Source organism: Tenacibaculum sp. UWU-22, from assembly GCF_041021355.1.
In the GTDB taxonomy this organism is placed as follows: Bacteria; Bacteroidota; Bacteroidia; order Flavobacteriales; family Flavobacteriaceae; genus Polaribacter.
The window spans coordinates 63,426-79,787 of record NZ_JBFNGP010000006.1 but is presented as its reverse complement, the minus strand read 5'-3'; the positions used below and the strand labels follow the sequence as shown (position 1 = coordinate 79,787).

Sequence of the window (16,362 nt, the reverse complement as noted above, 5' to 3'; positions counted from 1 at the left end):
TATTAATTCATAATTCATAATTCACGATTTATATGATAGTACCAACAATGGCAGAAATGATGGCGCAAGGTAAACAGCCCGAAGTATTGTTTTGGGTAGGTTCTGCAGGGAGCTATGATGATAGAGCCAAAAAAATAACTAGAGCATTTGTAAAAATTTTACAGCAAGCAAAAGTAGATTTTGCAGTATTAGGTACAGAAGAAAGCTCTACAGGCGATGCTGCTAAACGAGCAGGAAACGAATTTTTATTTCAAATGCAAGCTATAGCTAACATTGAAGTGTTAAATGCTTACGAAATAAAAACCATTGTTACTTGCGATCCTCACTCATTTAATACTTTAAAAAACGAATATCCAGAGCTAGGAGGAAAATATCAAGTATATCACCATACCCAGTTTATTAAAAAATTACTTGATGAAAACAGACTACAAATTGATGATAAAAAATTAAAAGGAAAACAGTTAACCTATCACGACCCTTGTTATTTAGGTAGAGCCAATGAGGTGTATGAATCGCCACGTGATTTAATTCGGAAGTTAGGGGTACAACTAACTGAAATGAAACGCCATAAATCAACAGCATTATGTTGTGGCGCAGGAGGTGCGCAAATGTTTAAAGAACCAGAAAAAGGAGATAAAGATATTAATGTTTTGCGTACAGAAGATGCCTTAGAAACACATGCAAAAATTATTGCAACAGCTTGTCCGTATTGTAATACAATGATGACAGATGGTGTGAAATTTAAAGAAAAGGAAGATCAAATTTTAGTAAAAGACATTGCCGAGTTAATTGCAGAATCGAATAACTTATAACACATATTATTATGCATAAACGATATATTATAAAAAGATATTATCTGTTTTTTATTGTTGCTTTTTTAGTTTCTTGTGGAAAAAAAGAAGGTAAAAAAACACTTGAAGAGCTTACAAGTCCGTTAACAAAAGATACTACTGTTGTAAACAATTCAATAAATAATGACAAGGCTAAAAACATGCCAGAACTTATTTTTACAGTACAAATAGCAGCATTGAAAAACGCAAATAAAAAACTAGCTGAAATTTCTGATATTCAACTCTATAATGAAGGAGGTTTAACAAAATACAGATTGGGTAAATTTGCGACCTATAAAGAAGCAAAAACGTATAGAAAAACCCTATTAAAAACCTATTCAGATGCATTTGTTCAAGCTGTTAAAGATGGAAATGCTATTTCTATAAAAGAAGCGCTAAAATAATATGCTTAAATACTAGAATTAAAGCAATACAATAAAATTATTTTATATAAATACTCACGTTTATGCTTGATAAATAAGCATAAAATTTAAATTAATACCATGAATAAAAAAACATTTTCTAGTTTTTATCTCATACTGTTACTTAGTATAGTGTCGTTGTTAGAGGTGTCGTGTAAGTCAAAAAAAGTTTATGAAAACTCAGCTAAACAAAGTGATGCTCCGCCAAATATCATTGTGTTTTTAGTTGATGATATGGGGCCAATGGATACCTCTGTACCCTTTATATCTGACACGCTTAACAATACTAAGAAATACCCCCTAAACAATTTTTATCGTACACCGCATATGGATGAATTGGCTAAACAAGGTGTTCGATTTACTAATTTTTATGCACATTCGGTATGCTCTCCGTCTCGTACAACCATTATGACAGGTCAAAATTCAGCCCGACATCATGTAACCACTTGGATTGACCCTTTCAATAACAATAAAGGCAAATATGGTCCACCAGATTGGAACTGGAAAGGGTTAACCTCAAAATCAATTACGATACCTCGTTTATTACATACCGTAGGTTATCAAACGATACATATAGGTAAAGGACACTTTGGGCCTAAAGGTAGTGAAGGTGCTAATCCTTTAAATTTAGGATTTGATGTAAATATAGGAGGGGGTTATATGGGGCGACCAGGTAGTTATTATGGTAAAGATGGATATGGTAATATAAAAGGCGATAAAGGACGAGCTGTTCCTGGATTAGAAAAATATTATGATAAAGATGTATTTTTAACCGAAGCTTTAACCTTAGAAGCCAACAAGGCTATTACCGAAGCTCACCAACAAGGTAAGCCTTTTTATTTATACATGTCTCACTATGCTGTTCATGCTCCTTTTCAGTCTGACCCTCGTTTTGCCAATCATTATAAAAATAGTGGAAAATCAAAAAAAGCCATAGCCTATGCTACACTTGTTGAAGGTATGGATAAATCATTGGGCGATATTATAGCTCACGTAAAAGAAATGGGGGTAGGTAATAATACTCTTATTTTATTTTTAGGCGATAATGGCTCTGATGCTCCTTTACCAATTAAAAATAATTACAGTAGTTCTGCTCCTCTTAAAGGTAAAAAAGGTAACCATTGGGAAGGAGGTATTAGAGTGCCCTTTATGGCAGCGTGGGTTACCCCTGATAGTGAATCCCCTAACCAAAAAATGTATCCTATAGCTGTTGGAGCAATTCAGACAGAATTAGGTGATATTACGGATATATTTCCAACCCTATGTAAAGTAGCGGGAGCACCTATTCCTAGTAACTATACCTATGATGGTGCATCATTACTTACACAGTTTAGAGGTTTGTATAACGACACGCGTCAAAACATTTTTATTAATCATTTTCCACACGAACACCGCAGTAATTATTTTACTAGTATGGTTAATGGCCATTGGAAAGTTGTTTATCATTATCCTATAAAAACGAACCAGCCTCAATATGAATTGTTTGATTTGTCAACAGACCCATTTGAAACAACAAATTTAGCAGCAGAGAAGCCAAAAAAACTTTTAGAAAACATGAAGCTTTTAGAAAAGCAATTAACTATTGAGGGGGCTCAATATCCAGTGAAAAACGGGCAAGAATTAAGGCTTATTATGCCTAACTAACGCGTATAAGAAAATAATTCTGTATTTGTGTTTTTAATAGGTTTTAAATCGAAATAAATATGCGAAAAATAAGAGTACTGTTTTAAAAACACCTAAGGTTTAGTTTGTTTTTAACTTTGTTTAGAACAATACCTTTTGTGTAACCTTTATTTATGATAAAAAATTATATAAAAGCAGCCCGTTTAAGAACGTTACCTTTATCGGTTTCTGGAATTATTGTAGGAGCATTTTTAGGGAATGAATATTCAAACTCTATTTCAAAATCTAATCACTATATTTCAATTATAGATACCCCTATTTTTTGGTTAGCAATTTTAACAACTATTGGCTTTCAAGTGCTATCTAATTTTGCAAACGATTATGGAGATGGTATAAAAGGGGTAGATAATAATCGAAAAGGAGAGAAACGTATGGTTTCTTCTGGAGCGATTACTCCTAAGCAAATGAAAAAAGCAATGTTAATTACAACACTTGTTACCTTAATACTTGCTTTGTTTTTAATTTATGTATCTTTTTCAAAAGACAATTTTCTGTACTCTGTAATTTTCTTTGGCTTAGGTATTGCCTCTATTATAGCGGCGATAAAATATACTGTAGGAAAATCGGCTTACGGTTATAGTGGTTTTGGAGATGTATTTGTATTTGTGTTTTTTGGTTTGTTAAGTGTTGTAGGCACCTATTTTTTGTATACAAAACAGATTCAGGGTGCCATTTTTTTACCTGCTATTTCAATAGGGTTGTTAAGTACAGCAGTGTTAAACTTAAATAATATGCGCGATAGGGAAAATGATGCCCAATCAGGTAAAAATACACTCGTAGTAAAAATAGGTAGCGAAAAAGCAAAAAAATATCAATATATATTAATTATAGGTAGTTTAATTTCAGCATTACTATATGTTTGTATAACATATAAAACCACTTTTCAATTTATATTTTTAATAGCTTATATTCCTCTAATAAAACATTTACATGTTGTATGTGTAAATAAAGAACCATCTTTATTAGACGGAGAGCTTAAAAAAGTAGCATTGAGTACTTTTTTATTTGCGGTACTTTTTGGCATAGGTAATGTTTTGTAATTTTACCATTAATAATCAAAAATTATGAATATCACTTTCTTAGGGCATTCAAGCTTTTATATTAAAATAAATGAAACGCATATTATTATAGATCCATTTATTACAGGTAACCCATTGGCATCGCATATTAATATTGACGAATTAAAATCGGATTATATATTGTTAACCCATGCTCACCAAGACCATGTTTTAGATGTAGAAGTGCTAGCTAAAAAAACAGGGGCTACTATAATTTCTAATTACGAAATTGTAATGCATTATGCTACAAAAAAATTAAAAGGACATCCGTTAAACCATGGAGGAACTTTTAAAACAGATGATTTTTCTGTAAAATTTGTAAACGCGGTACATACTTCTTCATTTGCCGACGGAACTAATGGTGGTGCGCCTGGTGGGTTTGTACTAACTAGTGAAAAAAAATCACTTTATATTTCGGGCGATACGGCACTTACTTTTGATATGCAATTAATACCATTAACCACTAAATTAACAGCGGCTATTTTACCAATAGGCGACAATTTTACAATGGGGGTAGATGATGCTATACTTGCTAGTGATTTTATAAAGTGTAATAAAATAATAGGTTGTCATTATAATACTTTTCCGTTTATAGTTATTGATACTGAAGAGGCAAAAAATAAATTTTCAAAAGCCAATAAAGATCTCGTTTTATTAAAAATAGGAGAATCATTAACTATTTAATATTACTTTTTATGAAAATTATAAAAAACATTTTAGTTGTTATCGTTATATTATCGCTAATATTTTTTGCTACGGGTTTAGTGGTTAAAGAAACTCAATATACTACCGAGATAACAATTAACAGTTCTATAAATAAAGTGTTTGATACTTTTGAAGATACCAATAAAACAGGTCAATGGCAGCCTGAAATAAAATTGATAGAACCCATTCAAGAAAACACAGAAAAAGTAGGTAGCACATACAAAATAGTAGTAGAAAATAAAGAGCAAAAAATAGAAATGATAAAAAAAATAATGGCGTATATACCAAATAAAAAAATTACTTTTCAGTTTGATTCAAATCAAATGATTAAAATAGATGACTATAATTTTGTTGCTGTTGGAAACACCACTAAAATAACTCAACACAGTATTATAAGACCTAAAAATTATATAATGTCGTGTATATTTCCATATTTTAAATCAAAGCTAAAAAAAGTAAGTTATGGTTATCTGAAGCAGCTTAAAGAAGTTGTAGAAAAGCACCAATAACATTTATTACTGTTTAATAAAATTAATTTTATTTTCTAATACTACCCATCAAAAAATGGTGTGTTTTGTAAAATGATTACGGCAACTTATAAAAAATATATACTCAATTTTAAAAAACCAAGTGGTACTTCAAGAGGGGTTTTAAAAACGAAAGAAACGTGGTTTATCATTCTAAAAAGTAATAATAAAATAGGTGTTGGAGAAACAGGACTTTTTAGAGGGCTGAGTTTTGATGATGTAGCCAATTATCAAGAAAGGCTTGATTGGGTTTGTGCTAATATTAATCTAGGATTAGAAAAATTAGTGCTTCAACTTGTCGATTTTCCTTCTATTCAATTTGGGTTAGAGCAAGCATTTTTATCACTCAATAGTGTTACTCCTTTTGAGTTATTTCCGTCGAAATTTACTTTAGCAAAAGCTACAATTCCTATAAACGGTTTAATTTGGATGGGAAGCAAAGAATTTATGAAAGCTCAAATAAAAGAAAAGCTAACCACAGACTTTACTTGTATTAAAATGAAAATTGGAGCTATAGATTTTGACCAAGAATTTGCATTGTTACAGGCAATTAGAAAAGAATTTTCTGCTCAAGAAGTTGAATTAAGAGTTGATGCTAATGGTGCTTTTCATACCGCTGAAGCTTTAGAAAAATTAAATAAATTGGCTACCCTATCGATACACTCTATAGAGCAGCCTATTAAGCAAGGACAATGGCAAGAAATGGCAAGTTTATGCGAAAAATCATCATTGCCTATTGCTCTTGACGAAGAATTAATAGGCATAACCTCATTTCAAGAAAAACAAAAGTGTATTAGCACAATTAAACCAAAGTATATTATTTTAAAACCCAGTTTAGTTGGCGGTTTTGCTAATAGTAAACAATGGATTACCTTAGCTCATCAAAATAATTGTGATTGGTGGATAACATCGGCATTAGAAAGTAATATTGGATTAAATGCAATTGCACAATTTACGTATACATTACAAAACACAATGCCACAGGGCTTGGGTACAGGTAGTTTGTTTACCAATAATTTTGAAAGTCCGTTAACTGTAAAAAACGGATTTTTATGTTACGATAGTACTAAAAAATGGAAACTAGATTTTATAGGTTTGTAACCTGTAAAATTATAAATAATAAAGAAAAATGAATTTTATACAACAAGCATATAAAGGTAAAAATGAATGGTGGCGATATTTAATTACAATACTATTAGTGCTTGTTGGCTGGCAGTTTATAGGCGCTATTCCGTTATTGTTTGTTGCAGTAACACATTCAACAGATACAACTGCATTTACAAAAGCTGCAGCTAATAATTTTATGGGGCTAGGTATAAACAATAATCTGTATTTATTTTTAATGCTGTTTATGTTTGCTGTAGGGTTATTGTTTTTATTACTTGGGGTAAAATACATACATAAACGACCCGTAAAAACTTTAGTTACTTCAAGAGATAAGATAGACTGGAAACGTTTTGGATTTGCATTTGTAATTTGGGGATTGTTGGCGGGTATAGCCATAACAATTAGTGTTTTTACGGAACCTGAAAATTATATTTATAACTTTAAAGCCGTGCCATTTTTTATATTATTGGTTATTTCTTTTTTATTATTACCCTTACAAACTAGTTTTGAAGAACTTTTGTTTAGAGGTTATTTTATGCAAGGTTTGGGCATATTGTCGAAAAATAAGTGGTTACCTTTACTACTAACATCGGTATGTTTTGGGTTGTTACATGGCGCAAACCCTGAAGTACAAAAACTAGGATATATTTCTATGGTTTTTTATATAGGTACAGGCTTTTTTTATGGCATTACAACGTTAATGGATGAAGGCTTAGAATTATCTATGGGCTTACATGCCGTTAACAATATTGTTGCCGCATTTTTAGTAACGAATAATTGGGCAGTTTTTCAAACAGACGCTTTGTTTATAGATACATCAGAGCCCTCGGTTGGGTGGGAAATGTTTTTTCCTGTTTTGGTATTGTATCCAGCAGTATTATTTCTTTTTTCTAAAAAATACGGTTGGAAAAACTGGAAAGAAAAACTTTTAGGTCGTGTAGAAGAGCCTTCTGCAGAACAACCAACAAGTATAATTTAATCGTAAAATTGTATTAACCAAACGTGGATACAAACTTTGATATTAATTTTACACTTAATGAAAACTCATTTTCTTCGGTTAATGAGTTATTGTCTTTTGCAAGAATTCACGTTTCATCTATTTATCCTTTTTTGTTTCAATGGTTTAGTGCTGATGAATTTACGGTAAAAACCTCAGGGTCTACAGGAAAACCAAAACAGATTAAGCTTAAAAAACAACAGTTACTAAATTCGGCGTTAGCCACTTCAAAATTTTTCGAATTACCTAAAAAAACTACGGCATTATTATGTCTTTCACCTGACTATATTGCAGGAAAAATGATGTTGGTGCGAGCCTTAGCATTAGGTTGGCATTTAGATGTGGTGCAGCCAGATTTAAATCCGCTTAAACACAATACAAAAAACTATGATTTCTGCGCAATGGCACCTATGCAGGTAGAAAATTCGTTAGATGAAATTAACAGAATAAAAAAGTTAATTGTTGGTGGCGGTGTGGTTTCTAAAACCTTACAAAACAAACTTCAAAAGGTGAAAACTAAGGTTTTTGCTACTTATGGAATGACAGAAACCATTACCCATATTGCGGTTAAAAAATTAAACCAAAGTAAAACGATCCTACTTTTTTATCAGGTTTTACCTGATGTAAAAATATATCAAGATAAACGAAATTGTTTGGTTATAGCGGCTCCTAAAGTTTCAGATACATTAATTATTACCAATGATGTGGTGCAGTTAATATCGGATAAGCAATTTGAATGGTTAGGGCGTTACGACACGATTATTAATTCGGGCGGAATTAAATTACAACCTGAAGAAATAGAAGAAAAACTTTCTACAATTATTTCTCGCCGTTTTTTTGTGTCAGGAGTTTCGGATGACCGATTAGGGCAGAAATTAATTTTAATTATTGAAGGGCAACAATACAAGGTTGCTTTTAATCAAGTAAAAAATCTTACTAAATACGAAATTCCGAAAGAGGTATATTTTATTGATACGTTTGTAGAAACTGAAACAAAAAAAATCCAACGTAAAAAAACGTTGGATATATTGTTTAAAAAATAGAGGTTATTTTTTATTTACTAGCTTCAGAAGACATCATGCTTTTTTCTTTCTCAGGCACAATCTCTTTAGCCACGTAGCCTTTTATTGTAATAACTTTTCTTTCTTGTTTTTTAGCATTTGAAAAAATAGTAATGTTTTTTGTAAAACCACCAATTCTTTTTGTGTTGTACGAAACTTCTATCTCTCCTTTTTTACCAGGCATAATAGGGTCTTTTGGTTTTTTAGGTATAGTACACCCACAAGAAGACCTTACGCTACTTATAATTAAAGGCTGGTCACCAACATTGGTAAATTCAAAAACACGTTTTCCATCACTACCTACAGCTATTTTACCGTAATTAATGGTTTCATTTTCAAATTTAAATTCTTGAGCTTTAGCTGTTAAACTAATAGCTCCAATAAAAAGTAATGCAATTACTGTTTTCATTTTTGTTTTTGTTTATTTAGTTATGTATCCTTTTATTCGTATTTTCTTAACTTCGTTTTTAGCATTCGAAAAAATAGTGATAATTTTAGAAAAACCACCTGTTTTCGAAGTGTCGTACTCTACCGTTAGTGTCGATTTTTCTCCAGGCATAATTGGTTTTTCAGGCTTTTCGGGCACAGCACAATCACACGAAGTTTTAATGTTTTCAATAATTAATGGAGCGTCTCCAATATTGGTGAACTCAAAAACGCGCTTTCCATCTGAATTTTTGGCTATTTTACCATAGTCAATGGTTTCATTTTCAAACTTAAACTCTTGAGCAGAAATTGCAACAGAGAAAAGTAATCCTAATAGTATAAGCAATCTTTTAGTCATCGGTACAAATTTACAAAATTTTTATTATCAAAAAATTAATTACACACTTTCAGTTAAAAATAGATAATTGTATTTTTGCAGACTATATTTCAAAAATCATTCCAAAGATGCAAATTCCGTCAAAATATGACCCCAATACAGTAGAAGATAAATGGTACGATTACTGGATGCAACATAATTATTTTTATTCGGTAGTCGATAAAAGAGAACCATACACTATTGTAATTCCACCACCAAATGTTACAGGGGTGTTACATATGGGGCATATGTTAAATAATACCATACAAGATGTACTTATTCGTCGTGCCCGTTTACAAGGTAAAAATGCTTGTTGGGTACCAGGTACTGATCATGCTTCGATTGCAACTGAAGCTAAAGTAGTGGCTAAGTTGAAAGATCAAGGTATTTATAAAAACGATTTAACCCGTGAAGAGTTTTTAAAACATGCTTGGGAATGGAAGAAAGAGTATGGAGGTATTATTTTAGAGCAATTAAAAAAACTAGGCGCTTCTTGCGATTGGAAACGTACAGCCTTTACTATGGATGATGCTTTGTCTGAATCGGTTATTAAAGTTTTTGTTGATTTGTATAACAAAGGTCTAATTTACCGAGGTTATAGAATGGTTAATTGGGATCCAGAGGCTAAAACTACCTTATCTGATGAAGAGGTAATTTACGAAGAACGTCAAGCAAGCTTATATTACTTACAGTATAATATTGTTGGTTCTGATGAAAAAGTAACCATTGCTACAACACGACCAGAAACCATTTTGGGTGATACCGCTATTTGTATTAATCCTAACGATGAGCGATTTACACATTTAAAAGGTAAAAAAGCAATTGTGCCTTTATGTAATCGAGAAATTCCAATTATTGAAGATGAGTATGTTGATGTTGAATTTGGTACAGGTTGTTTAAAAGTAACCCCAGCACATGATGAAAACGATAAAGTTTTAGGCGATAAACACAACTTAGACGTAATTGATATTTTTAATGACGATGCGACCTTAAATTCTTATGGTTTACACTATGAAGGAAAAGATAGGTTTGTTGTTAGAGACGAAATTGCTAAAGAACTTCAAGAAAAAGGATTTTTAGTAAAAACAGAAATCTACACAAACAAAGTAGGCACTTCTGAAAGAACTAAGGTAGTTATTGAGCCAAGGCTTTCAGATCAGTGGTTTTTAAAAATGGAACAACTAGCTAAACCAGCTATAGAAGCAGTTTTAGGAAAAAATAAAGAAATAAATTTATTTCCTAAAAAATTTGAAAACACGTATCGCCATTGGATGGAGAATATTCGTGATTGGAATATTTCTCGTCAATTATGGTGGGGGCAACAAATTCCCGCATACTATTATGGCGACGGGAAAGAAGATTTTGTAGTTGCAGAAACCCCTGAAGAAGCACTAATTTTAGCAAAAGAGAAAGCACAAAATACCAGCTTAACAATTTCTGATTTAAAACAAGACCCCGATGTGCTTGATACTTGGTTTTCTTCTTGGTTATGGCCGATGTCGGTTTTTGATGGTATTCGAAATCCAGATAATGAAGAAATTAACTACTATTATCCCACAAACGATTTAGTTACAGGGCCAGATATTTTATTCTTTTGGGTGGCTAGAATGATTATTGCGGGTTATGAATACAAAGACCAACGACCATTTGAAAACGTATATTTAACAGGATTGGTACGCGATAAACAGCGTAGAAAAATGAGTAAATCATTAGGAAATTCACCCGATGCCCTAAAGCTAATTCAAGATTTTGGTGCTGATGGAGTGCGTGTAGGGCTGTTATTGAGTTCTGCCGCAGGTAATGATTTGCTATTTGATGAAGATTTATGCCAACAAGGAAAAGGCTTTGCTAATAAAATTTGGAATACCTTTCGTTTAATTAAAGGGTGGGCTATAGATGAAAATATAGAACAACCAGAAACAGCAAAAATAGGCTTGGCTTGGTATAATGCTAAGTTTAATAAAGTATTACTAGAAATAGAAGACCATTTTAGTAAATATCGTTTATCAGATGCATTAATGGCAATTTACAAGTTAATAACGGATGATTTTTCATCTTGGTTATTAGAAATTGTAAAACCAGCCTATCAACAGCCTATTGATGCTAAAACTTATGCAGCGGTAATAACAGTATTAGAAAATAATTTAAAAATACTACATCCGTTTATGCCTTTTATATCAGAAGAAATTTGGCATCATATTATTGAAAGAACTCCACAAGACGCCTTAATTATTGCTAAATACCCTGAAGCTAGTTTAGAAAATGTAAATCAAGAATTGATAACTAATTTTGAGTTTGCAACCGATGTTGTTTCAGGTATTAGAACGATTAGAAAAAACAAAAACATTTCGTTTAAAGATGCTATTGAGTTAGCTGTTGTTAATAACGAAAACGTTACGAAAAATTTTGATAAGTTAATTCAAAAGTTAACCAATGTTTCGAAAATCACTTATGTTGATGATAAAGTAGAAGGAAGCGCATCATTCCGTATAAAATCGAATGAATATTTCGTTCCAATTTCATTAGAAACGGTTGATGTTGAAGCCGAAATTATAAAATTAAAAACAGAATTAAAACGAGCAGAAGGCTTTTTAACAGGAATTCAAAAGAAATTATCAAATGAACGTTTTGTAAACAATGCTCCCGAACAAGTAATTGCATTAGAGCGCAAAAAAGAATCGGATACTTTAGCTAAAATTGAAACGATAAAAAACAGTTTAATTAGCTTGCAATAACTTTTTAATAGGTTATTATTTGTTTTATAGAACCATAATTTTTTTTTGGTTTTATACTAAATTATGTCTTTTAGAGTTTTAACTAAGTAAAACCAAAATAAAAACTTGAATGAAAAAACTAATTATTCCGATAGTATTAATTGTACTATCTCTTACATCGTGTGTGTCTAAAAAAAAGTATGTAGCTTTAGAACAACAATACAATGATACGCGAGCGAATTTGCAAAAAACAACTTTAGAAAAAGAAAAGTTAGAAGCCAATTTTGCTAAAATAGAAAAGCATGTTGAAGATTATAATCGAAAACTAAATGCCTTACATAATTTAAATTCTGATTTGCAACACCAAAACGATGTGAAATTAGATCTGGTTGGTAATACAACTGTAATTTCGAATTCGTTGAAAAAGAAAATGCAAAAAATTTTAGAAGATGTAGCTCCGTCTGAATTAGCAAATGCAAAAACTTTAAAAGATTCGATGAATGTTGCCTTACTACACAACTTTCAAAAATCAGTTAAAGACATGCAATTAGGAAAATCTGATGGTATTGATGTTAATATCGATAAAACGGTGGTTATGATTTCAGTTTCAGATAAATTATTGTTTAATACGGCTAGCTATAAAGTGAAAAAGAAAGCTTATACCGTAATAGAAAAAATAGCAAATATTATTAAATCTGACCCTTCTATAGATGTTATGGTTGAAGGACATACAGATTCTCGTACCATTCATAATGCAGTAGTTGAAGATAACTGGGATTTAAGTGTAAAACGCGCTACCTCAATTGTACGTATTTTTCAAAATAACTTTGGTATTCAGGCAAATAGGTTAATACCTTCTGGTAGAGGGGCTTCAGTGCCTTTAGTGTCAAATGATACAGCTGAAAATAGAGCAAAGAATAGAAGAACTCGAATAGTTATTTTACCCGATTTGGATAAGTTTTTTTGGTTATTGTCGCAAGAAGAACCATTAAAAAGCTAATTGTAGAGGTAAAACTAAAGTAAAACCCCACAAATAAACACTTTTACGTTCTACGTGTTTATTTGTGGGGTTTGTTCTTTTATAAAGCTACCTTTACGAGATAAGTTTAGGCGTTTTTAATTTTAATTGTTGAGTAAAGCTTCTTTTAAAATAGTTATAGGGTGCTTTGCAATTCGCTTAGTACCGTCAAAAATTTGATGACGACAACTAGTACCTGCAGCAGCAATTTCAGTAGCACTATCACAATTTCTAATTTTTGGAAATAAAGTATCTTCACCTACTTGCATACTTACCTTATAATGTTCTTTTTCGTATCCAAAAGAACCAGCCATACCACAACAACCTGTATTCATAATTGTTACCGAGTAGTTTTTAGGAATGTTTAAAATAGAAAAAGAAGCCTGCGTGCTTGATAATGCTTTTTGGTGGCAATGCCCATGAATTTTTATGTTTTTTTCATTATTGGTAAAAAACGAAGCATCAAATTTTCTTTGCTTAAACTCTGAAGCTAAAAATTCTTCAATAGTAAAAGTGTGTTTTGCAAGGTTTTGAGCCCCTATTTTATCATCAGCTAAGCGAAGATATTCATCTCTAAAAGTTAAAATAGCAGAGGGTTCAATGCCTATAAGAGGTGTTTTTTCAGAAATCAAATCTTTAAAAAGAGTCACATTTTTATTTGCAATTTCTTTAGCCTGGTTTAAAAATCCTTTTGATATATAACTTCGTCCGCTTTCTTGATGTTTTACCGTTAATACTTGATAGCCTAGTTTTTTTAATAAAACAAAAGCATCTTTACCTATTGCAGTATCGTAATAGTTTGTAAATTCATCATTAAAAAAGTATACTTTTTTTTCGAATAATTTTTCAGGTTGTTTTTTTAACCAAGTAGCTAAGGGTTGTTTTGCTAATTTAGGTACACTACGGTTTGGAGCAATTCCCATTATCTTTTTAGCAAGAGCTGTATTAGTGAAAAAGTTGGTGCTATACGGTAATTTACTACCTAGTTTATTGTATTTGGTACTATTAGCAAATAATTTGTTGCGAAAAGAATAGCCATTAACCTCTTGATATTGGTATAAAAACTCGGCTTTCATAGAGGCAATATCAACACTGCTAGGGCATTCGCTGGCACAGGCTTTACAACTTAAGCACAGGTCTAAAATTTCTTTTAATTCTTTTGAGTTAAATTTGTTTTGAGAGGTGTTGTTGGTTAGTACTTCTCGTAGTGTGTTTGCTCTTGCTCTTGTAGTGTCTTTTTCGTTTCGGGTAGCTCTATAGCTAGGGCATAGTGTACCACCTGCCTCTGGTGATTTTCTACAGTCGCCAGAACCATTACATTTTTCAGCTAGTTTTAAAATGCCTTGATTATCAGAAAAATCTTGAATTGTTTTTATAACAGGTTCTTTACGGTTAATTTGGTAGCGTAAGTTTTCATCCATTGAAAAAGCATCTGTAATTTTTCCTTTATTAAATATATTATTAGGGTCGAACGCTTTTTTTATTCGCCTTAATAATTCATAATTTTTAGTGCCAATCATTAATGGAATAAATTCGGCTCGTACAATACCATCGCCATGTTCACCACTAAACGAGCCATTGTATTTTTTTACCAATTTAGCCGTTTCTGTAGTAATTTTTCTAAAAAGAATAACATCTTCTTTTTTCTTTAAATTTAAAATAGGGCGAAGATGCAATTCGCCTGCACCAGCATGTGCGTAATAGACTGCTTTTTGTTGGTAAGAGTCCATTATTTTAGTAAACTCGCTAATGTAGCTAGGTAAATCTTCTAAAGCAACAGCAGTGTCTTCAATACAAGCAACAGCTTTTTTATCTCCAATAATATTACCTAACAACCCTAACCCTGCTTTTCGTAAATCGTGTACTTTGGCAATATCATTGTCATATACCTTCGGATAATGGTATCCAAATTTGTTTTTTTGTAGGTCTTCAATTAAATTATTTGCTAAAATTTCAGCGTCTTCTAATGTGTTTGCACTTACTTCTAACATTAAAATAGCTTCTGGGTCGCCTTGTAAAAAAAACCGATTTTTAGTTTGCTCTCGGTTGTTTTTAGTACAATCTAAAATTACTTTATCCATTAATTCACAATTGTATAAATTGTGTTTCATGGCCGTTACGGTTGCTTCTAAACTTTCGTTTATACTTGTAAAATGGGCACAAACCATTATGCTTTTAGAAGGGGGTAAGTCGTTTAATTGTAATGTAATAGCTGTTGAAAATACCAATGTGCCTTCGCTACCAGTAAGCAATTTTGCAATATTTATAGTGGGGTTATTTCCACCAAATAAATCTGATTGTAAAAGTTCATCAACAGCATAACCTGTATTTCTTCGATGAATACTTTTTTTAGGAAAATTATGGTGTATTTCTTCTTGCGTTTCTTTTAAAGATAACTCATCAAAAATTGTTTTATAAATACTTCCTTCTAACGAGTTGTTTTTTGTTTTTTGCTTAAACTCGTTTGAGGTAATTTCAGTAAAAACAACAGAATTACCATTGCTTAATAAACCTTCAATGCGTAACACTTTATCGCGCGTAACACCGTATTGAATAGATGTGCTACCAGAAGAGTTGTTACCTACCATACCCCCAATCATACAACGATTAGAAGTAGAGGTGTTAGGCCCAAAAAATAACCCGAAAGGTTTTAAAAATCGATTTAGGTCGTCACGAATTATTCCAGGTTCTACGGTAATTGTTTTATTAGCCTCGTCAAAAGCAAGAATATGGGTAAAGTATTTAGATACATCAATCACAATACCATCACCAACACATTGACCAGCAAGAGAGGTTCCTGCAGTTCGAGGTATAAGTGTTATTTTATTTTGTGTTGCAAAAGCAATAAGTGTTTTAAGATCGCTAACATCTTTTGGATAAGCTACGGCTAACGGAATTTTTCGATATACCGAGGCATCGGTAGCATAGATGTTTTTGTGTAAGTTATCAAAATATAATTTACCTGAAAGGTCTTTTTTTAATATTGATAAATGTTGGTTTAAAGTCATTAAATTGCTCTTTAGAAGATCTTTTTTAGAAGAAACTAATTGATTAACTGTAATATGCTGCCAAAAATAACATTTTTGATTTTATTTTTTAAGATGAACATAAAAACACTAAACATAAAAAACATTAAACATAAAAAATATTAATAATTATTATTTTATTCTTTGTTTTTTTGTAACAAAACTAATAATGCCTAGTCTTATAGATATATTACCAAAATTATATTATGAGTTTTTTTAGAGTTTTATTAGCTATTTTGTTTCCGCCTCTTTCGATTATTGATAAAGGTTGTGGCTCTTTTTTAATTATTTTTTTGTTAACACTTTGTGGTTGGATTCCGGGTGTAATTGGAGCTTTGGTTATTTTAAATAACCCGAATTAAACGGACTTTATAATAATCTAAAATAAAGTGATAAACCCATTGATTATTAA

15 protein-coding genes are annotated in these 16,362 nt (G+C 31.5%); 12 read left to right on the top strand and 3 right to left on the bottom strand.

Going from position 1 to position 16,362, the window contains the following annotated elements; translation table 11 throughout:
- The first annotated feature begins 32 nt into the window (after nucleotides 1-32).
- The 9 genes from AB2B44_RS10115 to AB2B44_RS10075 all read left to right on the top strand — a co-directional run bounded on the left by AB2B44_RS10115 (nucleotide 33) and on the right by AB2B44_RS10075 (nucleotide 8,372).
- On the top strand, nucleotides 33-812 hold the full coding sequence (locus tag AB2B44_RS10115; RefSeq protein WP_369049467.1) for a (Fe-S)-binding protein: 780 nt from the start codon (nucleotides 33-35) through the stop codon (nucleotides 810-812).
- Nucleotides 813-823: 11 nt separating this feature from the next.
- On the top strand, nucleotides 824-1,234 hold the full coding sequence (locus AB2B44_RS10110; protein ID WP_369049466.1) for an SPOR domain-containing protein: 411 nt from the start codon (nucleotides 824-826) through the stop codon (nucleotides 1,232-1,234).
- A gap of 99 nt (nucleotides 1,235-1,333) precedes the next feature.
- On the top strand, nucleotides 1,334-2,896 hold the full coding sequence (locus tag AB2B44_RS10105; RefSeq protein ID WP_369049465.1) for a sulfatase: 1,563 nt from the start codon (nucleotides 1,334-1,336) through the stop codon (nucleotides 2,894-2,896).
- Nucleotides 2,897-3,048: 152 nt separating this feature from the next.
- Nucleotides 3,049-3,975, top strand: coding sequence for a 1,4-dihydroxy-2-naphthoate octaprenyltransferase (gene menA, locus AB2B44_RS10100; RefSeq protein ID WP_369049464.1), 927 nt, complete (start codon nucleotides 3,049-3,051; stop codon nucleotides 3,973-3,975).
- Between the two features lie 24 nt (nucleotides 3,976-3,999).
- Nucleotides 4,000-4,677, top strand: coding sequence for a metal-dependent hydrolase (locus tag AB2B44_RS10095; RefSeq protein ID WP_369049463.1), 678 nt, complete (start codon nucleotides 4,000-4,002; stop codon nucleotides 4,675-4,677).
- Nucleotides 4,678-4,688: 11 nt separating this feature from the next.
- Entirely contained in the window at nucleotides 4,689-5,207 is a 519-nt protein-coding gene (locus tag AB2B44_RS10090) for an SRPBCC family protein (RefSeq protein ID WP_369049462.1), read from the top strand.
- A 72-nt stretch (nucleotides 5,208-5,279) separates the two neighbouring features.
- On the top strand, nucleotides 5,280-6,326 hold the full coding sequence (locus AB2B44_RS10085; RefSeq protein ID WP_369049461.1) for an o-succinylbenzoate synthase: 1,047 nt from the start codon (nucleotides 5,280-5,282) through the stop codon (nucleotides 6,324-6,326).
- A 28-nt stretch (nucleotides 6,327-6,354) separates the two neighbouring features.
- Nucleotides 6,355-7,311 (top strand): lysostaphin resistance A-like protein, encoded by a 957-nt coding sequence (locus tag AB2B44_RS10080; protein WP_369049460.1) that lies wholly within the window; start codon nucleotides 6,355-6,357, stop codon nucleotides 7,309-7,311.
- Between the two features lie 23 nt (nucleotides 7,312-7,334).
- The gene (locus AB2B44_RS10075; RefSeq protein WP_369049459.1) at nucleotides 7,335-8,372 is read left to right on the top strand and encodes an AMP-binding protein; all 1,038 of its coding nucleotides are present in this window, start codon (nucleotides 7,335-7,337) and stop codon (nucleotides 8,370-8,372) included.
- A gap of 10 nt (nucleotides 8,373-8,382) precedes the next feature.
- Here AB2B44_RS10075 and AB2B44_RS10070 read toward each other — a convergent pair whose 3' ends face one another.
- The gene (locus AB2B44_RS10070) at nucleotides 8,383-8,799 is read right to left on the bottom strand and encodes a DUF1573 domain-containing protein (protein ID WP_369049458.1); all 417 of its coding nucleotides are present in this window, start codon (nucleotides 8,797-8,799) and stop codon (nucleotides 8,383-8,385) included.
- Nucleotides 8,800-8,811: 12 nt separating this feature from the next.
- Complete coding sequence (locus tag AB2B44_RS10065) at nucleotides 8,812-9,174, bottom strand: DUF1573 domain-containing protein (protein ID WP_369049457.1); 363 nt, start codon at nucleotides 9,172-9,174, stop codon at nucleotides 8,812-8,814.
- Nucleotides 9,175-9,281: 107 nt separating this feature from the next.
- Between AB2B44_RS10065 and AB2B44_RS10060 the strand changes: the two genes are divergently transcribed.
- On the top strand, nucleotides 9,282-11,927 hold the full coding sequence (locus AB2B44_RS10060; RefSeq protein ID WP_369049456.1) for a valine--tRNA ligase: 2,646 nt from the start codon (nucleotides 9,282-9,284) through the stop codon (nucleotides 11,925-11,927).
- A 109-nt stretch (nucleotides 11,928-12,036) separates the two neighbouring features.
- Entirely contained in the window at nucleotides 12,037-12,906 is an 870-nt protein-coding gene (locus AB2B44_RS10055) for a flagellar motor protein MotB (RefSeq protein WP_369049455.1), read from the top strand.
- Between the two features lie 122 nt (nucleotides 12,907-13,028).
- Here the strand turns inward: AB2B44_RS10055 and AB2B44_RS10050 are convergent, their stop codons facing one another.
- The gene (locus AB2B44_RS10050) at nucleotides 13,029-15,932 is read right to left on the bottom strand and encodes an FAD-binding and (Fe-S)-binding domain-containing protein (RefSeq protein ID WP_369049454.1); all 2,904 of its coding nucleotides are present in this window, start codon (nucleotides 15,930-15,932) and stop codon (nucleotides 13,029-13,031) included.
- Nucleotides 15,933-16,156: 224 nt separating this feature from the next.
- On the opposite strand from AB2B44_RS10050, the gene AB2B44_RS10045 reads away from it, so the two are divergent.
- Nucleotides 16,157-16,312: a YqaE/Pmp3 family membrane protein gene (locus AB2B44_RS10045; RefSeq protein ID WP_369049453.1), complete on the top strand. Its 156-nt coding sequence runs from the start codon at nucleotides 16,157-16,159 to the stop codon at nucleotides 16,310-16,312.
- The last annotated feature ends 50 nt before the right edge of the window (nucleotides 16,313-16,362 follow it).